23 protein-coding genes and 1 pseudogene are annotated in these 20,383 nt (G+C 70.0%); 12 read left to right on the top strand and 12 right to left on the bottom strand.

Annotated elements, in window-relative coordinates; all coding sequences use genetic code 11:
• Positions 1 to 157 precede the first annotated feature (157 nt).
• Positions 158 to 1,039: a right-handed parallel beta-helix repeat-containing protein gene (locus I8J32_RS07590; protein ID WP_200610300.1), complete on the bottom strand. Its 882-nt coding sequence runs from the start codon at positions 1,037 to 1,039 to the stop codon at positions 158 to 160.
• A 164-nt stretch (positions 1,040 to 1,203) separates the two neighbouring features.
• Between I8J32_RS07590 and I8J32_RS18075 the strand changes: the two are divergent.
• The 4 genes and pseudogenes from I8J32_RS18075 to I8J32_RS07610 all read left to right on the top strand — a co-directional run.
• Positions 1,204 to 1,395: pseudogene (locus tag I8J32_RS18075) on the top strand (hypothetical protein); the annotation flags it as partial.
• A 325-nt stretch (positions 1,396 to 1,720) separates the two neighbouring features.
• Positions 1,721 to 2,059 carry a hypothetical protein gene (locus tag I8J32_RS07600; RefSeq protein ID WP_207526855.1) on the top strand — a complete coding sequence of 113 codons (339 nt, stop codon included), beginning with the start codon at positions 1,721 to 1,723 and terminating at the stop codon, positions 2,057 to 2,059.
• Between the two features lie 21 nt (positions 2,060 to 2,080).
• Positions 2,081 to 2,932 carry a sulfotransferase family protein gene (locus I8J32_RS07605; RefSeq protein ID WP_200610304.1) on the top strand — a complete coding sequence of 284 codons (852 nt, stop codon included), beginning with the start codon at positions 2,081 to 2,083 and terminating at the stop codon, positions 2,930 to 2,932.
• A complete protein-coding gene (locus I8J32_RS07610; protein WP_200610306.1) occupies positions 2,929 to 3,738 on the top strand; it encodes a sulfotransferase family protein in 810 nt (269 codons plus the stop codon). Before I8J32_RS07605 ends, I8J32_RS07610 begins: the two co-directional genes overlap by 4 nt.
• Positions 3,739 to 3,813: 75 nt before the next feature.
• On the opposite strand, the gene I8J32_RS07615 is transcribed toward I8J32_RS07610, so the two are convergent.
• From I8J32_RS07615 to I8J32_RS07660, 11 genes are all read right to left on the bottom strand, one after another.
• The gene (locus tag I8J32_RS07615; RefSeq protein WP_200610307.1) at positions 3,814 to 4,878 is read right to left on the bottom strand and encodes a glycosyltransferase; all 1,065 of its coding nucleotides are present in this window, start codon (positions 4,876 to 4,878) and stop codon (positions 3,814 to 3,816) included.
• Entirely contained in the window at positions 4,875 to 5,783 is a 909-nt protein-coding gene (locus I8J32_RS07620; protein WP_200610309.1) for a sulfotransferase, read from the bottom strand. Before I8J32_RS07620 ends, I8J32_RS07615 begins: the two co-directional genes overlap by 4 nt.
• Before the next feature lie 5 nt (positions 5,784 to 5,788).
• On the bottom strand, positions 5,789 to 6,322 hold the full coding sequence (locus I8J32_RS07625) for a hypothetical protein (protein WP_200610311.1): 534 nt from the start codon (positions 6,320 to 6,322) through the stop codon (positions 5,789 to 5,791).
• A 117-nt stretch (positions 6,323 to 6,439) separates the two neighbouring features.
• Positions 6,440 to 7,327, bottom strand: a complete 888-nt coding sequence (locus I8J32_RS07630) for a right-handed parallel beta-helix repeat-containing protein (RefSeq protein ID WP_200610313.1) — start codon at positions 7,325 to 7,327, stop codon at positions 6,440 to 6,442.
• 247 nt (positions 7,328 to 7,574) lie between these two features.
• Positions 7,575 to 8,426: a right-handed parallel beta-helix repeat-containing protein gene (locus tag I8J32_RS07635; protein WP_200610315.1), complete on the bottom strand. Its 852-nt coding sequence runs from the start codon at positions 8,424 to 8,426 to the stop codon at positions 7,575 to 7,577.
• Positions 8,427 to 8,520: 94 nt separating this feature from the next.
• The gene (locus I8J32_RS07640) at positions 8,521 to 9,210 is read right to left on the bottom strand and encodes a right-handed parallel beta-helix repeat-containing protein (protein ID WP_207526856.1); all 690 of its coding nucleotides are present in this window, start codon (positions 9,208 to 9,210) and stop codon (positions 8,521 to 8,523) included.
• A gap of 36 nt (positions 9,211 to 9,246) precedes the next feature.
• Positions 9,247 to 9,378, bottom strand: coding sequence for a hypothetical protein (locus I8J32_RS17865; RefSeq protein ID WP_284691300.1), 132 nt, complete (start codon positions 9,376 to 9,378; stop codon positions 9,247 to 9,249).
• Positions 9,379 to 9,700: 322 nt separating this feature from the next.
• On the bottom strand, positions 9,701 to 10,570 hold the full coding sequence (locus tag I8J32_RS07645; protein WP_200610319.1) for a right-handed parallel beta-helix repeat-containing protein: 870 nt from the start codon (positions 10,568 to 10,570) through the stop codon (positions 9,701 to 9,703).
• A gap of 182 nt (positions 10,571 to 10,752) precedes the next feature.
• Positions 10,753 to 11,454, bottom strand: coding sequence for a right-handed parallel beta-helix repeat-containing protein (locus I8J32_RS07650; protein ID WP_207526857.1), 702 nt, complete (start codon positions 11,452 to 11,454; stop codon positions 10,753 to 10,755).
• Positions 11,455 to 11,815: 361 nt separating this feature from the next.
• The gene (locus tag I8J32_RS07655) at positions 11,816 to 12,685 is read right to left on the bottom strand and encodes a right-handed parallel beta-helix repeat-containing protein (RefSeq protein ID WP_200610328.1); all 870 of its coding nucleotides are present in this window, start codon (positions 12,683 to 12,685) and stop codon (positions 11,816 to 11,818) included.
• Positions 12,682 to 13,509 carry a right-handed parallel beta-helix repeat-containing protein gene (locus I8J32_RS07660; RefSeq protein WP_200610329.1) on the bottom strand — a complete coding sequence of 276 codons (828 nt, stop codon included), beginning with the start codon at positions 13,507 to 13,509 and terminating at the stop codon, positions 12,682 to 12,684. Before I8J32_RS07660 ends, I8J32_RS07655 begins: the two co-directional genes overlap by 4 nt.
• Before the next feature lie 228 nt (positions 13,510 to 13,737).
• Between I8J32_RS07660 and gspE the strand changes: the two genes are divergently transcribed.
• The 8 genes from gspE to I8J32_RS07700 all read left to right on the top strand — a co-directional run bounded on the left by gspE (position 13,738) and on the right by I8J32_RS07700 (position 20,292).
• The gene (gspE, locus tag I8J32_RS07665) at positions 13,738 to 15,456 is read left to right on the top strand and encodes a type II secretion system ATPase GspE (RefSeq protein WP_200610331.1); all 1,719 of its coding nucleotides are present in this window, start codon (positions 13,738 to 13,740) and stop codon (positions 15,454 to 15,456) included.
• Between the two features lie 190 nt (positions 15,457 to 15,646).
• Entirely contained in the window at positions 15,647 to 15,940 is a 294-nt protein-coding gene (locus I8J32_RS07670; RefSeq protein ID WP_200610333.1) for a GIY-YIG nuclease family protein, read from the top strand.
• A gap of 146 nt (positions 15,941 to 16,086) precedes the next feature.
• Positions 16,087 to 17,304, top strand: a complete 1,218-nt coding sequence (xpsF, locus tag I8J32_RS07675; protein WP_200610335.1) for a type II secretion system protein XpsF — start codon at positions 16,087 to 16,089, stop codon at positions 17,302 to 17,304.
• A 13-nt stretch (positions 17,305 to 17,317) separates the two neighbouring features.
• A complete protein-coding gene (gene gspG, locus I8J32_RS07680) occupies positions 17,318 to 17,752 on the top strand; it encodes a type II secretion system major pseudopilin GspG (RefSeq protein WP_200612991.1) in 435 nt (144 codons plus the stop codon).
• A complete protein-coding gene (gene xpsH, locus I8J32_RS07685; RefSeq protein ID WP_407060998.1) occupies positions 17,749 to 18,261 on the top strand; it encodes a type II secretion system protein XpsH in 513 nt (170 codons plus the stop codon). The genes gspG and xpsH overlap by 4 nt, the downstream gene beginning before the upstream one ends.
• On the top strand, positions 18,258 to 18,719 hold the full coding sequence (gene xpsI / locus I8J32_RS07690; RefSeq protein WP_245156447.1) for a type II secretion system protein XpsI: 462 nt from the start codon (positions 18,258 to 18,260) through the stop codon (positions 18,717 to 18,719). Before xpsH ends, xpsI begins: the two co-directional genes overlap by 4 nt.
• A 74-nt stretch (positions 18,720 to 18,793) precedes the next feature.
• On the top strand, positions 18,794 to 19,390 hold the full coding sequence (locus tag I8J32_RS07695) for a general secretion pathway protein GspJ (RefSeq protein WP_200612999.1): 597 nt from the start codon (positions 18,794 to 18,796) through the stop codon (positions 19,388 to 19,390).
• Entirely contained in the window at positions 19,387 to 20,292 is a 906-nt protein-coding gene (locus I8J32_RS07700; protein ID WP_200610338.1) for a type II secretion system minor pseudopilin, read from the top strand. The genes I8J32_RS07695 and I8J32_RS07700 overlap by 4 nt, the downstream gene beginning before the upstream one ends.
• Positions 20,293 to 20,383: the final 91 nt, after the last annotated feature.

Below are 20,383 nucleotides of genomic sequence, written 5' to 3' on the forward strand. Positions count from 1 at the left end.
CGCAGCCTGCGGACCGCAACGGCCCGCGCTCGGCGCCCCGCGCCGGTGCAGTGGCCGGTCGCGGGTCGCCATAGGGCTTATCGGCCCGGGAACGGGAGTCTTGATGGGGGCGGGCGGGATCGCAGGGGCACTGGCCGTGATCGCACCCGCCTGGCCGTCACTTCATGACGTTGCCGCCCTCGTCGGCGCAACCGGCGATCGACGTTTCGAAGGCGTAGACCGTGTTGCCGATGGCGCCATCGGTGGTCCCCGGACACGCCAGCCCGGTGCTGCCCGGGCCGACGACGTGGTTGTTCCGCACGCTGTTGTAGTTGCCCGTGGCCAGCAGGATCGCGTAGGCCCCGCCCGTCGGGCCCACCGAAACCAGGCCGCGCACGCGGTTGTGCTCGACCGTGCCGCCGGTGGAATTATCGGCGCGGATGCCGAAGGCGTTGCCGTTGCCCGAGCCATCGACGCCGGGCAGCACGCCGACGACGGTGTTGTCGACGATGTCGATGTCGCCGGTGGTGATGATCGCGTTCGCGCTGCCGACGGTCACCGTGGTGCCGCCGGTGTCGCGCACCAGGTTGCGGCGCACGACCGAGCCGTCGCCGTCGACGCGGATGCCGGTGCGCGTGTTGTTGTCCAGGCGGTTGTCCTCGACCACGTGGCCGCCGGGGCCGCTGACCAGGTAGATCCCGCGATAGAAGCCGCGCACGCTGCAGTGGCGTACCACGACGTTGGAGCGCCCGACCGCGTGGATGCCGATGGCCATCGTGGCCGTGCCGGCGGACAGGCCGCCCAGCTTGAAATCGTTGCAGTCGATGGTGACGTTGTTGGTGTTGATGGTGATCGCGGCGCCGGAGGTCAGCGCGGTCGACGCGTCGTGGCGCAGGCACCACGTGCCCTGGCTGGAGATTTCCACCGGCAGCGAGTCGATGAAGCCGGTGCAGTTCTCGTAGCTCTCGGCGGCGGTCACGGGTGCCGCCCACGCCAGGGCCAGCGCCGCCAGGGCGAATGGGCGCAGGGCGCGCGGGAACGGCAGGCGATTGCGGATCATGGAGTTTCCCGGGCTGATGACGGACCGGCGCAGCTTAGCCGGAAGACGGCTTCGGCGTTGCCCCGGGCGAGCGTTTACGATAGGCACGCCCGCAGGTGCGGCGCGACGGGGAAGACAGCGACTTGACCGGTCCATTGCTATCGATCGTGGTGATCTGCCACAACATGCGCCGGGAAGCGCCGCGGACGCTGCATTCGCTGTCGCGTGGCTACCAGTTGGGCGTCGAGGAGCTGGACTACGAAGTGCTGGTGGTCGACAACGGCTCCGACCAGCCGCTCCAGGCCGACCAGGTGCGCGCCTTCGGCCCGCAGTTCGACTACCTGTTCCATCCCACCACCTCGCCCTCGCCGGTGCCGGCCATCAACGCGGCCGTGCGCCGCACGCGCGGCCAGTTCGTGGTGATCTGCATCGATGGCGCGCGCATCCTCTCGCCGGGCATGCTGCGTTTCATCGCCCTGGGCACGCGGCTGGCGCCGCAGCCGGTGGTCGGTGCGCTGGCCTGGCACCTGGGCCAGAAGATCCAGAAGGTGGCCATGCTCGAGGGCTACGACCGCGACGTCGAGGACGCGCTGCTGGCCGGCTCGGGCTGGGAGACCGATGGCTACCGCCTGTTCGAGGTGTCGTGCCCTGGCCAACTCGTCGGGCAACGGCTGGTTCCAGCCGATCTCCGAATGCAACTGCGTGACCGTATCGCGCGCGATGTTCGACGCGCTGGAGGGCTTCGACGAACGTTTCGTCCTCCCCGGCGGCGGCCTGGCCAACCTGGATTTCTACAAGCGCGCCTGCGAAGCGCCGGGCGCCCAGCTGGTCACCCTGCTGGGCGAGGGCACGTTCCACCAGTTCCACGGCGGCGCCGCGACCAACGCGCGGCCCGAGGTCCATCCGGGCGAGCGTTTCCGCCAGGAGTACGAACAGCTGCGCGGCCGGCCCTACGCCAAGCCGACCGTGCGTCCCATCTACCTGGGCAGCCTGCCGCGCCAGGCGCTGCCCTTCCTGCGCCTGTCCGCCGAGCGCGCCTGACCCTCTCCTTTTCCGCTAGCCATGACCCAATCGATTCCTTCCGATCCCGCTCCCCGGCGTTCCGCCGACAATCCCGACGTCGCCGGCGCGGCCCCACCGCTGGCCGATATCACCGCCCCCATCGTGATCGCCGGCCGCGGCGGCAGCGGTACGCGCCTGTTCTCCGTCGTCCTGCAGCAGCTGGGGGTGTTCCTCGGCAACCGGCTCAACCGCAGCGACGACTCGGTCGAATGGGTGGAAACCATCTACCGCCTCGGCGTGCATCGCCTGGCGACCGGCGCCAGCGCGGCCGATGCCGTCGACGCACTGCGTGCGTGCGCGGCTGGCGTGCTCGCGCAGGCGCCGGACGAGGTCTCGCTGTGGGGCTGGAAACTGCCCGAGACCATGCTGATCCTGCCGGACGCCGCGCAGGCCTTCGCGGCGGCGCGCTTCGTGCACGTCGTGCGCCACCCGCTCGACACGTGCCTGCGGCGCACCCACATGACCTCGCGCATCGACAATCCGATCGGCGAGGCCACGCTGCGCGCGGCCTATCGCCAGCTGGGCTGGGAGCGCGATCCGGCGGCCGATCCCGACCACATCCGCAACGCCGCCTCCTGGGCCTACCAGCTGGCCGATGCCCAGGCCTTCTTCGCCCGTCTGCCTCCCGGCCGTGGCCTGACGCTGCGCTACGAATCGCTCTGCGACGAGCCCGACGCGACCGCCGCGCAGATGGCCGCGTTCGTGGGCGTCGCACCCAGGCCGGTGGCGCTGCGGGTGGACGACGCGCGCCGGCGCCTGTGGTCGCCGGGCGACGAACGCATCGATGAGGTCTGGGCCGTGTGCGGCGCACTGGCCGAGGCGCACGGCTATACACGGGACGGCGGCGCATGAGCAGTGGCCCGCGTTACGTCCTGGTGCTGGGTTGCCAGCGCAGCGGCACGACGCTGATGGGACAGATGCTCGGCGCCCATCCCGACGCCTTGCTGATCGACGAGGACGAGGGCGCTTACAAGCTGGTCAATGCGCTGGTGCAGGGCGATCCCGTCGAGCCCGTGTTCGACGAGTTCGCCCCGCGCGCCCTGCGCAAGTACGCCGATGCCCGCCAGCGCGAGGGCCGCGCGCCGACGCACGTGGTGCTCAAGGCGCCCAATGCCACCTTCCATCCGCAGGCGCTGGCCCGCAGCGCGCAGCCACTGGCCTGCGTGTTCGCGCTGCGCGACGTGCGCGAAGTGGCGCACTCGATGGCGAGCCTGCAGGCGGTGCCCTTCCTCGAGAACCAGCGCCGCAAGCTCGAGCAGGCGCCGGAGATGGCGGACCGCTTCGCGTCGCAGATCCGGCGCCTGGCCGATCCGACGCTGCCCGCTTCGCTCGGCCACGCGATCATCTGGACGCTGAAGTCGGGCCTCTACCGTGACTTCTGCACCCCGCCGCTGGACGCGCTGCCGGTGCGCTACGACCGCCTCGTGGAAGACCCCGCCGGCTGGCTGGCGCGGATGCAGGCCCATGTCGGCCTGCCGCAGGCGCCGCATGCCCACCACGAAGTGATGCAGGGCCTGGCCGTGGGCGACACACAGCGCGGCCGGGCAGTGGACGGCGACTCGCGCGGAAAGTGGAAGGACGCCTTCACCGCGCAGGAACTGGACGCGATCCAAGCCGAGGCGGGGCCGCTGATGGCCGAACTGGGCCTGCCCTGGTAAGGCTGCGGCGCGCGCCGCACTGCCCGTTCCCATCTCGCGAAGGCTCGTGACGCGCGCCGGCCACGGCGACGCGGGTTACAGCATCGCGACGATTTCGCCCGCCGCACGCAGCGGCCCGGACTGCAGGTCGAACGCGTGGGCCCGGGCGCATTCGCCCATGGCCTGCGCCCGGCGTTCGAACGCCTGCAACTGCGCGGCACCGCCCTGCGGGTCCAGCAGCAGGCCCAAGCCCGCGGCCTGGATGCGTTCCCCGAGCAGCCGATGATTGTGGTGGCCCGGCCACACCAGCACCGGCACGCCCTGCGCGAGCGCCAGCCAGGTCGATCCCGCACCGCCGTGGGTCAGCGCGACGCGGCAATGGGCGAGCAGGGCGGGCAGGGGCACCACGCCGACGTCGAGCGTCCGGCCATCGAGGCGTACGCCCTGGCTGTCCACCTGCACGACGTGGCGCGCGCCGCAGGCACGGGCCAGCGCCTGGGGAAACCCCGCCGGCAACGGTGTGCCGGTGGAGCCGGTGGCGATCAGCGCCACGTCGCGCAGGCCGGCCAGGGCGTCGGGCAGCGGTCCATCCGGTGCCCAGGCGCAGGCGCCGGTCAGGCGATGGTGGACCGGCAGCGCGGCGTCGACGTCCAGGATCCAGTCCGGATCGGCCAGCAGGACGCGGTCGGCCTCGAACAGCGCGGCGGCGTTCGCCAGCGGTGGCAGCCCGCGCGCCTGGCGCCGCGCATTCCACGACGCGCCGTGCTCACGCCACTGCAGGTCCTGGTGCGTGGCCTGCGTGGCGTGGGCGAGAAAGGCGTTGGTCAGGTACACGCTGGGCAGGCCCGGCTCGCCGATGGCCAGCCGCCAGGGAACGCTGGCGCAATCCAGGCACAGGGCGTCGTAACGGTGTTCGACCAGCTGCGCCGCGACCGCGTCCGCGAACGCCTCGAACTGCGCCGGTGTGTGGCCGGTATCGATCGTGTCGAATTCGGGGGCCAGCAGCCGTGCGTGGAAGCCGTGCCGGTCGGCGCCGATGAAGCGGCTGCCAACGCCGTGCGCGTCGCGCAGGGCGCGCGCCACCACCAGCGCACGCGCGGCATGTCCCAGTGCCGGCCCGACCACCCACAGCACCCGGCGCCCGCGCGGGGCGACGCTCAAGGCGCTGACGCTCGGGGGTCGGCCGGTCCGGGGCTTTCCCCCGGGGCCGCCGGGTCATGCACGGCGTAGCCGAGCGAACTGACGAAGTCCAGGTCGTCCGGATCGAACTCGGCCAGGCACTGGCCGGCGTGGCGCGAGCGAGGGGGGTGCTGCACTTCGTCCAGCACCGCGGCCATCGCGGTCGGATCGCACTCCAGGAAGCGGCACAGCGCCTGCGTCTGCCCGACGGGGTCGTGGCACAGCAGGTCGTAGTCGAGCCAGTACATGCGCTGCGGGTTCGCCGCGTGTAGGGCACGCATGTGGGCGTGCACGCGGCACCAGTAGGCAAGCGAACGCGCGGGGGTGACGGGGCCCGGCCCGCCGAGCACGTGCTTCCCCCACAACTGGAGCTGGTTCTGGTTGGCGCTGAAGGCCATGTCGATGCCGTGCCGCACCACGTGCACGTAGCGCAGCGTCGGCAGCCGCCGCCACAGGCGCTCGATCACGACGTGGGTATTGGGTTCCTTCCAGCCCCAGCGGCGCGGCGCGACGGGCTTCGCGTGCATCGTGCCCGCGGCGATCAGGGTACGCGCGCGGGCTTCCATCCATTGCGCGCTGTGCTGCGGCGAGCGGTCGATGCGCGCCAGGGCCTGCAGCCATTCGACGGTGTCCGCATCGAAGCGGGCCACCCCCGACAGGACGTCGGCGAGCACGCGGACGAGGGCGTCGAACTCGGCGTCGTCGCACTGCAGGATGTCCGCGCGCTTGAACAGCAGCGTGAACCACAGCGTGTCGGACGCATCGTTGAGGTCTTCGCCGGTATGGATCCCGGCGGCCTGCAACAGGCGCGCGACGATGCGGGTGCCGCTGCCCCCGACACCGCCGACCGCCACCGGCGGCGCGAGCGCCGCCGGGATTTGCGTCATGACATTCACTGAACCTCGAAGGTCACCGTGCGCTCGGTCTTGCCGTTCACCGCCAGCTCGATCGAGTTCTTGCCGGACGGCCAGCCATCGGGCTTGCTCAGGCTGATCACCGTGCGCTTGGTGCCGGGCTGGTCCACGCGCATGCCGTAGTCGGCCAGCACGGTGCCGTCGGCCGTCATCCACTTGGCGTAGATGGTGTATTCCTTGGCCGAACCGCTGGTTTCCACTTCGGCGTAGACGGTGTCCTTGGGACCGAACTTTTCGGTCGGGGCGCCGAGGGTGTGCTTCTCGGTGTCACCCGAGCTGCTCAGGCGCACGTTGACGACCTTGGCGTCCACCGGCGTCTTGTCGCGCTCGGGCATGGCCAGGTCCGGGCGCTCGGGGCCGCCCTCGGTGGCCATCGGATCGGCGGGCTGGGCGGGCGGCTGCTCGGCGGTCGGCGTGGCGGCGGCGTCGGGCTTGGCGGTTTCGGGGGCCGTGGGCTTGCAGGCGGCCAGCGCCAGGGCCAGGGCGGTGATGCAGATAAGGCGAGAAGTCAAGGTGGTTCCCTCAGGTCGTTCGAAAGGAGTCGGTCCAGGATGGGCCCGCCGCGCAATGCACTGCGGACCGGCGCGGTGAAGGATATCCGGGAGGCGGGTGCGACGCAGCATGGCGTTTCAGTCGGCGAAATTGCCGCCTCCATCCACGCAGGTGTCGTAGGCGCTGGTGGAATAGTTGCGCACCCGGTTGGACAGGCAGACCGGGCGATGGGGGTCGGCATTGACGTCGATGCCGATACCGGCGGTCGGGACCGGATTGACCAGCACGTTGCCCTCGACCACGGTCAGGAAGCCCACGTCGCTCTTGATCCCCACCGCGCCGCCGCCATTGGGCAGCACGCCGGTGATGAAGTTCCCCCGCACCAGTCCCGACGTGCCGTTGAACAGCAGGCCCTGGGCGAAGCCTTCCGCGTCCGGGCTGCCGGCCACGCCGTTGACCATGTTGTCGACGACCTGGATGGCGTCGCCCTGCACGATCAGGCCGGTCACGTCGCCCTGCGCGGCGCCGCCGGTCTCGCTGATGCGGTTGTTGCGGACGATGCTGCCGTCGCCATCCACCCAGAGGCCGACCGCGCTGGAGTTGTCGATGCGGTTGTCCTCGACCACGTGCCCGACGCCGCCGGACACATGGATGCCGGCCCAGAAGCCGCGCAGCATGCAGTTGCGCACGGTCAGGTTGCTGCGCAGCTTGGCGGAAATGCCCTTGGTCTGCGTTGCCGGTCCGGCCGACATGCCGCCCAGCTTGAAGTCGTTGCAGTCGATGGTGATGTTGTTGGCCTCCACCGTGATCAGCGCTCCACTGGCCACCGACGAGCCCAGGTCCTTGCGCAGGCACCACGTCCCGCGCGAGGAGATCGAGGTGGGTACCGAATCGATGAAGCCGGTGCAGTTGTCGTAACTCTCGGCCGCCTGCGCCGTCGCCGCGGGCAGCGCCAGGGCAAGGAGCATGCAGGCGAGCAGGCCGCGGGAGGGCAGGTGTGCGGACGGGACGGGCGTGCGGTTCATGGCGGACTCTCCGGCGGGATATGGCCGCTTCCATGCGCAGGCGCGATGCGGCAGGCCATCCGGGCGCCACCGCAGTCAGGGCATTGGAAGCCCGCGGCGGTAGCGGCTGCGTGAGAGTTGCCGGGTCGCCGGCGGGCCACCGCGCCCCGGGCGCGCCGTGCGTGGAAACGAAAACGGCAGCCCGGAGGCTGCCGTCGTCGCGTGCCGCTGAACCGGTCAGCTGCCCGGTCGGTCAGCTGCCGGGCGGTCAGTTGCCCAGCACGTTGCCGCCGTCGTCGTCGCAGCCGGACAGGCCGGTGGCGAAGGCCGCGATGGTGTTGTCCTTGGCGGTACTGGCGGTGTCGTCGCAGCTGATCGCGATGCCGTCGCCCACGCCAATGACCTGGTTGTCGGTGACGATCAGGCGGCTGATGTCCTCGCCGGCGATGCCGTGGGACTCGCCGGAGCCGTCGCTCAGCACATTGCGGATGCGGTTGCCGGTGATGCTGGCGCCGGTCGCGCCGTTGGCACGGATGCCGAAGCCGCTGCCGTTGGAACCCGCGCGCGGCGCCACGGTATCGATCGTGTTGTCGATGACGTCGGTGTCCAGGCTGGTCTCGATGCCGAGCACGTCGCCGGTCTGGGTCGAGCCGCCGGTGCTGAGCACCAGGTTGCGGCGCACCACGCCACCGGCCCCGGAAACCTGGATGCCGATCGAGGTGTTGCCCTCGAAGCGGTTGTCCTCGACCAGCGGGGCGCCTTCGCCGACCTTGGCGCCGATGAGGAAGCCGCGGATGTTGCAGTTGCGGACGACCGCATTGGGCTTGTCGAGCACGTTGATGCCCACGGCCTGCGTGCCGTCGCCGGCCGCCAGGCCGCCGATCTTGTAGCCGTTGCAGTCGATGGTGACGTTCGCGGTGTTGACGGCGATGGCGTCGCCGCTGGTCATGGCGGTGCTCAGGTCCTTGCGCAGGCACCAGGTGCCCTGCGAGGAAATGTTGGTCGGGATGGAGTCGATGAAGCCGGTGCAGTTGTCGAAGGCCTCGGCGGCCAGCGCCGAATGGCTCAGGGGCAGCAGGCCGGCCAGCGCCAGCAGGGCGCGGAAGGTGCGGGTGTTCATGGTCATGTGGTCCTGATCGTGTGCGATGCCGGCGGCGCGGGTTGCGCGGCTGCGCGGCGGGCGGAAACGTGCCTGTTGGGATCTGGCCTGGGCCTTAGAGCTTGACGACGTCGCTGCCGTCGTCCGAGCACTGGGAGACACCGGTCTGGAACCCGTTGATCACGTTGTCGCGCGTGATGCCGGCATCGTCCGCGCAGGCGATGCCGAACAGGCTGCTGCCGGTGCCGTCGCCGATGACGTGGTTGGCCTTCATCACCACCCGGGAGGACACCGCGTTGAAGATGCCGAAGGTGCTGCCCGCACCCAGGACGGTCAGATTGCGGATGCGGTTGCCGCGGATGCTGCCACTGGTGTTGTCCGAGGCGGAGATGCCGTAGGCCTCGCGGTCGGCACCGCTGGCCACGAACACCGAGGACACCGTGTTGTCGATCACGTCCACGTCCATGGCGGTGACGATGCCGGCCGCCGTGGTGGAGATCGTGGAGCCGCCGGTGTCGGCGATCAGGTTGCGGCGGATCACCGAGCCGTCGCCTTCCAGGTACACGCCGGTGCCGGTGTTGCTGTTGAAGCGGTTGTCCTCGATCACGTGGCCGCCGCCGGACAGGGCCGCGCCGATGTAGAAGCCACGCACGTTGCAGTTGCGGACCACCGCGTTGAGGCGGCCGTCGGCCAGGATGCCCGTGGTCTTGGTCGCCGCGCCGGCCGACAGGCCGCCCACCTTGAAGTGGTTGCAGTCGATGGTGACGTTGTTGGTGGCGATGGTGATCGCCGCGCCGCTGGTCAACGCGGTGCTGACGTCCTGCCGAAGGCACCAGACCCCCTAGGTGCCGATCGAGACGGGCAGCGCGTCGATGAAGCCGGCGCAGTTGTCATAGCTTTCGGCGGCCGAGGCCTTGCCGGCCAGGCCGCAGGACAACAGCAGTGCAGTTGCAAACAGATGGTGCAGTTTCATGGTGGTGGCGTCCCCACGCCGGGAAAGATCCACAAGCATACCGCCGTCACAGTCCGTTGCGTTCGTCGGTCGCTTATAACCGTTCGTCGGTCCCGGCCCGGTCGGTCCATACGCGTTGGAATGGAAGGAGACCGCTGGCGACGGAGAGATGGCGCCCGGGCCGGGCGCCCTCCCGGGGAAGAACTGCAGGCGAATCAGGGACCGGTTGCCCGGGCCGATGACGCTCCGCCCGGCCGGACCAGCGCACCGCCGAGCGCCAGCCTGCTGCATCGCGGACAGTCGCGATCGCGCGCCTGCAGCAGGCGCACGCGCGGTCCGCGGATCACGGCTCCAGCGTGTTCCCGCCGGCGTCGGTGCAAGCCACCAGCGGGTCGGCGAAGCCATCGATCACGTTGTCCCGGGCCCGTCCGGTCCCTTCCTCGCAGCTGATGCCGACGCCCGTCCCGGCGCCGACCAGCTGGTTGTCGACGAAGCTCACGCGCCAGGCGTCGCGGCTGTGGATCCCGTAACTGACGCCCGCGCCAGCGTGGACCAGGCCGCGGACGCGGTTGCCGCGCACGCTGGCGCCTGTGCTGTCGTGCACCACGATGCCGTACGCGCTCGCCTCGCCCTCGGTCCCGGGCGTCGGCTCCACGCCGCTGACCGCGTTGTCGAGGATGTCGACCGTGCCCCAGGTCGAGATGCCCACGGCCGAGGCCAGCAGGCTGGTCGAGCCGCCGGTGTCGCGCACGATGTTCCGCCGCACGATCGATTCGTCGACCAGCGCCAGGGAGATGCCGCTGTAGGTGTTGGCCTCCAGCCGGTTGTCCTCGAACAGGTGGCCGCCGCCGCCGATGAAGGAAATGCCGTCGCGGAACCCGCGGATGTTGCAGCGGCGCACCGTGGTGTTGAGCTTGCCCTGGGCTTCGATGCCACGCATGTTGGTGCCGGCGCCCCCGCCGAGCCCACCGAGCTTGAAGTCGTTGCAGTCGATGGTGACGTTGTTGGCGGTGATGTTGATCGCCACGCCGGACGTCATCGCGGTGGACAGGTCCTTGCGCAGGCACCACACGCCCTGGCTGGACACGGTGGTCGGCACCGAATCGATGAAGCCGGCGCAGTTGTCGTAGCTTTCGGCGGCGCCTGCAGTGGGCGCGGCGAGGGCCAGGCAGGCAAGGGCGAGCAGGGTCGTGGCGTGGCGGGTGTTGATCATCGTGGCGCCTCCAGGGCGCGGCGGGGTCGAAGGATCCGGGTCGTGCGGCCCGGCCAGGAGTTGCTCATCCCGGCAGGGCGCCGACGCGCGCGCCCCACCTACGCGCAGGCGGGGCGCGGCGATCCTACATGAACGCCGCGCGGGTTCCGGGTCGGTCCGGCGCCGCCGCCGCGGCCGTCAACTCACCACCAGTCGTTGCCGCCGGAGTTGCGGCAGGCGTTCATGCCCGTCCCGAAGCCGGTGATCGTGTTGCCGGCGCAGAAGGTATCGGTGGCGCCGAAGCCCATGATCCCGATGCCCGCCTGGGCCGGTTGATTGGCGATGCGGTTGTCCGCCACCGCCACGCGGGTCACGTTGACGAAGATGCCGTAGGTGAGGCCGCCGCTGCCCGGCACCAGTTCGCGCACCTGGTTGCCGCGCACCTCGGTGCCGGCGCCGAACGCGGAGATGCCCGTCGTGGTGCCGCCGGCGACCGCGGAGAACGCGCCCACCACGGTGTTGTCGATGATGTCGCCCTCCGCGACGATCGCCGCGGTGGAATAGGGTCCGCCGCCGGTGTCGAACACGCGGTTGCGCTGCACCAGGTTGGCCGTGTTGGTGCCGTAGCGGATCGCCAGCGCGGTGCCCAGGTTCTGGTCGAAGCGGTTGTCCTCGACCACGTGCCCGCCGCCGCCCGACAGGAACAGGCCGATGAAGAAGCCGCGGATGTTGCAGTGACGCACCGTGGCATTGAGGCGATCGCTGGCATACACGCCCCATGCGGTGGACGCCGGGCCCGCGGCCAGTCCGCCCAGCTTGAACCCGTTGCAGTCGAGGGTGACGTTGTTGGCCGCGATGACGACGGCATTGCCACTGGTCATCGCCGTGCTCAGGTCCCTGCGCATGCACCACACCCTGCTGGGAGATGTAGGCCGGCAGCGATTCGATGAAGCCGGTGCAGTTGTCGTAGCTCTCGGCGGCGGCTGCGGGACGCGCGTGCAGCGCGAGGAGCAGGCCCAGGGCGGCGAGCAGGTGGCGGATCGTCATGGAAGCTCCGGAGAGAAGAAGGGACTCGGCGCGGAATGTGGCCGCGCCTCCCGCTCTTTTACGCGCTTGCGCCCCCATTCCGGCCGCGGCGTGCCGGTGGCGCGCGCCCCGGAGGCGTTCGTCCGGCTGGACGGTCGCCGCCCCGGCGGGGAAGCACGGGCCCATCGTCAACGCGAGCCCTGCGACGCTACGGCGGGCCCGACACGCGCCCGATACCGCTCAGGGCACCGCCACGTTGCCGAAACTCTGCGTGCACCCGCTGTACGACGTCGCGTAGCCGCTGACCACGTTGCGGCTGCACGCCATCTCCACCCCGGACGCGCGGATGCCGATGCCCGCGCTGCCGCCGGTGCCGGCGACCGTGTTGTCCACCACGGTGGCCGGCCAAGACGGCACGAACGCGACGGCCGCGATGCCGGACGCGTTGGCGTCGCCCATCACGCCGAGCACGCTGTTGCCGCGGGCCTCCAGGGCGTAGGCCCTCAGCTTGATGCCGACGACCTCCACCGGCGAGGGGCCGGCCACGAACACGTTGTCCACCCGGTTGCCGCTGATGTCCGCTTCGGCCGTGATCCCGTAGGCGACGGCCTCGCGCGCGTGTCCGCCCGTGTCGAACACGTCGTTCCGGCGGACGCGGTGGTCCGCCCCCGTGGTGGCGATGCCGGCCACCAGGTTCTGGTCGAGCCGGTTGTCCTCGACCAGGTGCCGCTGCCCGCTCAGGTTGATCCCGGTGTGGAAGCCGCGCAGGCTGCAATGGCGCACGGTGATGTTGCTGGTGCGTTCGTTGGCGAAGATGCCGACCGCCATCGAAGCCGGCCCGGCGGCCATGCCGCCGATCTTCAGGTCGTTGCAGTCGATCACGACGTCGTTGGCCGCCACCGTGACCGCGGCCCCGCTCGTGATCGCGGTGGACAGGTTGGACCGCAGGCACCAGATGCCGGGTGCGCTGATGGTGGCCGGCAGCGCGTCGACGAAGCCGGTGCACGAATCCAGGGACTCGGCTGCGGCCGCGGCGAGAGGCAGGGTCGCGCATGCGAACAGGGCAATGCTGCGGGCAAACGCATTCGTTCTGGCGTCTGTGGTTTTCATTGCAGCAGGTTCTCCGGCGCGTAAGCGCAACCTTCCAGGGGGATCCGCCATCGGGTCAGCGTATTGCCACGGCACAGCGCGCCGGGTTCGGCCCGGATGCCGTGGATATTCCACGACGATCCCATAAGGCGGTTGTCCATGGCGATCTGGTTGGCAGCACCCAGCCAGAGGCCGACGCTGTATCCGTCAGCAGACTGGCTGACCCTCCGCACCAGGTTGCCCCGCGCTTTCGAGCCAACCCCCAGGAGCTCGATCCCGATGCCGGCATAGTCTTCGTAACCTGCCCACACTCCGGACACGGTGTTGTCGACGGCGTCGCCCGCCACCAGGATGCCAACGGCGTTCGTGACGTCATCGCCGGATCCGGTATCGGTCACCAGGTTGCGCTGCACGAGGTTGTGCGCACCGTCGACACCGATGCCGAGGACGCCGGAACGCTCGATCCGGTTGTCTTCCACGCGGTGGGCGCCGCCGTCGATGCCGGTGGCCAGGACGCCGATATAGAACCCTCGCACGGTGCAGTGGCGCACCGTTGCGTTAAGGCGGTCGGTAATGCGCACGCCGTAAATGGCCCGGTCGGTCGAGATGACCGCGTGGTCGTTGCAGTCGAGGGTCACGTTGTTGGCCGCGATGGTGATGGCGGCGCCGGACGTGAGCGCCGTGGACAGGTTGCGGTCCAGGCACCACACGCCCTGCGTGGCGATCGTGGCCGGCAGCGAAGTGACGAAGCCGGTGCAGCCGCTGCGGCTTTCGGCCGCATGGGCGGACGGCCAGGGCGACACCAGGCCACCGAGTACCAGCAGCACAAGTACGGGTCGGTTCATTGCGCCCCCTGACGCGGATCCGGACTGGCGAATCTATCGGGTCGGTGGCGGGCTGTCGCGGTCCGGACCATTCAGCAAAGTCAGCGGCCCAAGTGCCGTGACCCGCGGCTGGGACGATCTGACCATGACGCATACGGCGGTCACCCCGGCCGCCGGCCTGCCGCCCCCGCACCCGGGCTGATAAAGTCCCGGTCTTGCCGAATCGGGCGTGCTGCCGGGCTGGATCGCGTGAACGCAGTAGTCAACGACACCACCATCGACCCCGGCGCGGACGAGCGCATCGTCAACGCGCTGCTGGAAAAGGGCCGCCTCAAGGAGGCCGACCTCGGCCGCGCGCGCCGCCTGCAGGAAGAGTCCGGCGGCAGCCTGCTGGGCCTGCTGTCGCGGCTGGGCCTGGTCTCCGAGCGCGACCACGCCGAGACCGTCGCCGCCGTGCTCGACCTGCCGCTGGTCAGCGCCAAGGACGCCCCCGAGCTGCCGCCCGAAGGCGTCAGCCTCACCCTGCGCTTCATGAAACAGTTCCATGTCTGCCCGGTCGCCGAGACCGAGCGCAGCGTGGACGTGCTGATGGCCGACCCGCAGGACAGCTACACCCTCGACGCCGTGCGCCTGGCCACCGGCCGCGAGGTCCACCCACGGGTGGCCCTGCGCTCGGAGATCGAGGACCTGATCGAACGCTGGTTCGGCCAGGGCCGCAGCGCGATGGGCGCGATCGTGGAGACCGCCGAAGGCGAGGGCAGCGGCGAGTTCGAGGACGTCGAGCACCTGCGCGACCTGGCCTCCGAGGCGCCGGTCATCCGCCTGGTCAACCTGGTCATCCAGCGCGCGGTCGAACTGCGCGCCTCCGACATCCACATCGAGCCCTTCGAGAACCGCCTGAAGGTGCGCTACCGCATCGACGGCGTGCTGGAAGAAGGCGAGAGCCCGCCGGCCAACCTCACCGCGGCGGTGATCTCGCGCATCAAGATCATGGCCAAGCTCAACATCGCCGAGCGCCGCCTGCCGCAGGACGGCCGCATCATGCTGCGCGTGCAGGGCAAGGAACTGGACTTGCGCGTGTCCACCGTGCCCACCTCGCACGGCGAATCGGTGGTGATGCGCCTGCTCGACCGCGAGACGGTCGTGTTCGATTTCCACAAGCTGGGCTTCACCGACAACTTCCTGCCGCAGTTCCAGCACGTGCTCGACCAGCCGCACGGCATCCTGCTGGTTACCGGCCCTACCGGTTCGGGCAAGACCACCACGCTCTACACCGCGCTGTCCAAGCTCAACACCCCCGACGTCAAGATCATCACCGTCGAGGATCCGGTCGAATACCAGATCGAAGGCATCAACCAGATCCAGGCCAAGCCGCAGATCGGCCTGGACTTCACGCACGCGCTGCGGTCGATCGTCCGCCAGGACCCGGACATCATCATGATCGGCGAAATGCGCGACCTGGAGACCTGCCGCATCGCGATCCAGTCCGCGCTCACCGGCCACCTGGTGCTGTCCACGCTGCACACCAACAACGCCGCTGGCGGCATCACCCGCCTGCTCGACATGGGCGTGGAGGACTACCTGCTGACCTCCACCATCAACGGCATCCTCGCCCAGCGCCTGGTGCGCCGCCTGGAGCCGACGCACGCCGAGCAGTACCCGGCCTCGCCGGAGGAGATCGAGAAATTCGGCCTGCGCCGCTACCAGCCCGAGGGCGAGATCTTCCTCTACCGCCCGCGCGGCTCGGCCCTCGCCCCGACCGGCTACCTGGGCCGCACCACGATCATGGAATTCCTCGTCATGAACGACGAACTGCGCCGCGCCGTCATGCGCCACGCCGGCATGGGCGAGATCGAACAGATCGCCCGCCAGGGCGGCATGCGCACCATGTACGAGGACGGCATCATCAAGGCGATGATGGGCGAGACGACCATCGAGGAAGTGCTGCGGGTGACGGAGGATGCGTAAGGACGGGCTTCGTCATTCCTCCTTGATCGCGAGGCTCTGAAGCAGGAAATCCAAATAATGAATCGTCATTCCCGCGAAGGCGGGAATCCAGCGCCTTGGAGCCCACTGTGTCGCGAGGTTCTGAAACTCGGATCAAGTAACAAATCGTCATTCCCGCGAACGCGGGAAGCCAGCGCCTTGGAGCCTTGTCATGGAACGACAGCCCGCGGTGTACGTCCTGGCCAATGGCCGGAACGGCACCCTGTACATCGGAGTCACAAGCGACCTGGTCGCCAGGGTCTGGCAACATCGCAACCACGTGGTTGACGGCTTCACGAAGCAGCACGGCATCGGTGCGCTGGTGTGGTACGAACTGCACGCTACGATGGATTCAGCCATAACGCGGGAAAAAAGGCTCAAGAAGTGGCGCCGGGCGTGGAAGATTGACCTGGTTGAACAGACCAATCCATATTGGCGCGATCTTTGGCCGGACATCGTTGGTTAGACGGAAGTCGCTGGATTCCCGCGTTCGCGGGAATGACGAGCAAAGAGGAAGGGCATTCGTGCCGGAGCAGTCCCGAGCTGAAGAACTCCCGAGCCAAGTCACTCCGAGCCAGACGCCAAGCCAGCACAACCCCACCCCGGACCCCCATGCCCCTCTACCACTACCAGGCCCTCAACTCCCGCGGTGAACTGCTCGACGGCCAGATGGAGGCCGCCAGCAACGCCGAGGTGGTCGCGCGGCTGCAGGAACAGGGGCATCTGCCGGTCGAGGCGCGGCTGGCAAGCGAGGGTGGGGGGGCGCCGTTCTGGAAGAGCCTGTTCAAGCCCAAGCCCTTCGCCGGCGCGCGGCTGGTGCAGTTCACCCAGCAGCTGGCGACCCTGCTCGGCGCCGGACAGCCGCTGGACCGCGCGCTGGGCATCCTGCTCGAGCTGCCCGAGGACGAAGCCTCCAAGCGCACCATCACCGACGTGCGCGACGCCGTGCGCGGCGGCAGCGCGCTGTCGACGGCGCTGGAGCGCCAGCACGGGATGTTCTCGCGGCTCTACATCAACATGATCCGCGCCGGCGAGGCCGGCGGCACGCTGCACGAGACACTCTCGCGCCTGGCCGAGTACCTCGAGCGCGCCCGCGCGCTGCAGGGCAAGGTCGTCAACGCGCTGATCTACCCGATCATCCTGCTGGTGATGGTCGGCCTGAGCCTGCTGTTCCTGCTGGGCTACGTGGTGCCGCAGTTCGCCGGCATGTACGAAAGCCTGGACGCCGAGCTGCCCCTGTTCACCAGCCTGGTGCTGGGCGTGGGCCTGTTCGTGCGCGATTTCTGGATCATCCTGCTGGTGATCCCGGCCCTGCTGGCGTGGTGGTTCGACCGCAAGCGCCGCGACCCGGTGTTCCGCGAGAAGTTCGACGCCTGGCTGCTGCAGCGCAAGCTGGTCGGCCCGCTGGTGGCCAAGGTCGAGACCGCCCGCCTGGCCCGCACCCTGGGCACGCTGGTCCGCAACGGCGTGCCGCTGCTGACCGCCCTGGGCATCGGCCGCAACGTGCTGGGGAACCGGGTGCTGGCGGCCGATGTCGAAACCGCTGCCACCGAGGTCAAGAACGGCGTCGCGCTGTCCACGGCGCTGGCCCGGGGCAAGCGGTTCCCGCGCCTGGCCCTGCAGATGATCTCGGTGGGCGAGGAGTCGGGCGCCATGGATACCATGCTGCTCAAGACCGCCGACACCTTCGATGCGGAAACCAGTCAGGCGCTGGACCGCATGCTGGCCGCGATGGTGCCCGTGATCACCCTGATCCTGGCCAGCGTCGTCGGCATGGTCATCCTGGCTGTGCTGTCCCCGATCTACGACCTCACCAATTCGATAGGTTGATCCCATGAAAGCAATGAAGTTCAAGCGTTCGTTCAAGCCCGTGGCCGCCCGCGCCGCGCAGCGTGGTTTCAGCCTGATCGAGATCATCATCGTGGTGGTGCTGATCGGCGGCATCGTGGCCTTCGCCGCATCCAAGATCATGGGCGGCAAGGACAGCGCCAACGTCAAGCTCGCCCGGAGCCAAGTGCAGACCATCGCGCAGAAGATCGAGCAGTTCGAGATGGACACCGGCCGCATCCCGAACACGCTGGAGGAACTGGTCACCGCGCCCGGCGACGCCTCCGGCTGGCTCGGCCCGTACTACAAGGCCGGCGACCTCAAGGATCCGTGGGGCACGCCGTTCGAGTACCGCACGCCCGGCACCAATGGCCCCTTCGACCTGAAGAGCCTGGGCGCCGACAAGAAGTCCGGCGGCACCAGCGTCGACGCCGACATCGTCTTCGAATGACCGCACCCGCGCCGGCGCGGGCCGCCGGCGCCGATGCGATCGCACGTCCCGCCATGAAGCACCGCCACCACGGGTTCACGCTGCTGGAGATGCTCGTGGTGATCACGCTGATCGCCGCGGCGACGCTGCTCGCCACGGGCATCGTCACCGGCGGGCTGTCCGGCATCCAGCTGCGCAGCCAGGCCAAGACCCTGGTCGCGCAGCTGCGCTACACCCGCGCGCAGGCCATCGCCACCGGCCGCCCGCAGCGCTTCACCATCGATCCGCAGGCGCGCACGTGGACCGCTCCCAACGACCGCGACGGCGAGATCCCCGAGAAGATGACCATCGTCTTCACCGGCGCGCGCGAAGTGCAGCCGCGCCGCGGCGAGGGCGCGATCATGTTCTTCGCCGACGGCGCCTCCACCGGCGGCCGCGTGCAGCTGAGCGTCGAGAAGCAGGCCTGGAACATCGACGTCACCTGGCTCACCGGCGAAGTGAAGCTGCGCCGCGGCGAGGTGACCCGATGACCGCGCGCCGCCCCATGTCCCACCGCCACGCGCCGGGCCCGGTCCCGCGCCAGCGCGGCTTCACCCTGCTCGAGGTGATCGTCGCCTTCGCGCTGCTGGCCGCCGCGCTGACGCTGCTGCTGGGAACGCTGTCCGGCGCCGCCCGGCAGGTGCGCTACGCCGCCGACTCCGGCACCGCCGCGCTGCACGCGCAGTCGCTGCTGGCGCAGCTGGGCGTGGGCGAAACGCTGGGCACCGGCCGCGACAACGGCGACTTCGACAACGGCCGCTACCGCTGGGAACTGGACGTCCATCCGTGGAAGGACCCGACCCAGCCGGCCAACACCCCGCAGGACCTGTCCGCGCCGCGCATCGTCGAGGTCCAGCTGCTGGTGACCTGGGGCGACGCCCGCCCCAGCCAGCGCCTGCTGCTGCGCTCGCTGCGCATGCTGCCGCCCAACGTGGACGCCGAACTGTGAGCGCGCGCGTCCACCGCCGCACCGCCGCACGCACCGCGCGCGGCTTCACCCTGATCGAGATCGTGCTGGCCACGATGCTGCTGGCGATGGGCCTGGCGCTGGCCTTCGCCACCATCGGCGCGGCCACCAAGACCACGCAGCGCGGCGAGGCCATCGCCTCCAACAACGAGCGCGTGCGGGCGGTGGAAAGTTTCCTGCGCCGCCGGCTCGTCGGCGCGCGCCCCGTGCCCTACACCTTCGACCAGACCTCCGGCCTGGCCAAGCGTTTCGAGGGCGAGCCCGACCGCATGAAGTTCGTCGCCGACCTGCCCGACTACCTGGGACGCGGCGGCCCCTACCTGCATGAATTCATCATCGAGCGCGACGGCGAGCACCTGCGCCTGAGCCTGTCACTGAGCATGGTGCTGGCCGGACAGGTGGTCGAGGAAACCGACCCGCGTCCGCCGGAAATGCTGGCCGGCAACCTGCAGTCGGCACGCTTCCGCTACCGCGCGCTGTCCGCCGAAGGCGGGCTGGGCGAGTGGCAGGAACGCTGGGAGAACGTCGACCAGATGCCGCTGCTGGTGGAAGTCACCCTGACCGACGTCGGCGGCCGCCCGTGGCCGCCGATGGTCGTCGCGCTGCCGCTGGCCACCAGCGTCGTGGGCACCGCGCCCCCGGACATGCTGTGAGCGGCGCCGTCGCCACCGCAGGTCGCTTCCGCCGCCGCGCCCGCGCGCGCGGCGCCGCGCTGCTGCTGGTGCTGTGGCTGATCGCGCTGCTGGCCGCGCTGGTCGGCGCGTTCGCCCTGATCGCCGGCACCGAGCACCTGCAGGGCCGCGTGCTGGTGCGCGGCATGGTGGCCGAGAACGCCGCCCGCGCCGGTCTGGAATACGCGCTCACCCGCGTGGCCGCCAGCGACCCGCGCCGCCAGTGGCTGCCTGACGGCCGCGCCCATCCGTGGCGTTACGGCGGCGCCGACATCCAGGTCAAGCTGGTCGACGAGAACGGCAAGATCGACCTCAACCAGGCCGACATGACCCTGCTGACGACCTTCCTGCAGGGGTTCGAGATCGAACAGCAGCAGGCGATGCAGCTGGCCGCCGCGATCATGGACTGGCGCGACCCGGACAACCTCAGCCAGCCCGCCGGTGGCGGCGAGGACGACGACTACGCCGCCGCGGGGCTGCCCTACGGCGCCAAGGACGCCGAGTTCGAGAGCGTCGCCGAGCTCGAGCAGGTGATCGGCTTCACCCCCAAGCTCTATGCCCGCATCGAGCCCTACCTGACGGTGTTCAGCGGCCGCGCGCGCCCGGACCCCGCCTTCGCGGCGGCCCCGGTGCTGAACGCGATGGGTTTGGACGGCCGGCAGGTCGTCGCCCTGCGCGAGCGCTGGAATCCGGCCTCCGGCCAGCCGCCGCCGGCCTTGCCCGACGGCGGTTCGCTCGTGGGCGGCAGTAGCGGCACGTATAGTATTGAGAGCCGCGCACGGCTGCCCGACCGCCGCGAAGCGGTGCTCAGGGCGGTGGTGCGTGCAGGCGGCACGGTGCCGGGCACGTCCTACACACCGTTGCGGTGGCAAGCCGGTGACTGACCGGTCCACCGGCGCGGCCACGGACGGCACGATGGCGAAGGGATGCGCAGGCGCGAGGCGCGGGTGCATGATCCGCCAGGGGCTGATCCAG

It is taken from the genome of Lysobacter solisilvae (genome assembly GCF_016613535.2).
Taxonomy (GTDB): domain Bacteria; phylum Pseudomonadota; class Gammaproteobacteria; order Xanthomonadales; family Xanthomonadaceae; genus Agrilutibacter; species Agrilutibacter solisilvae.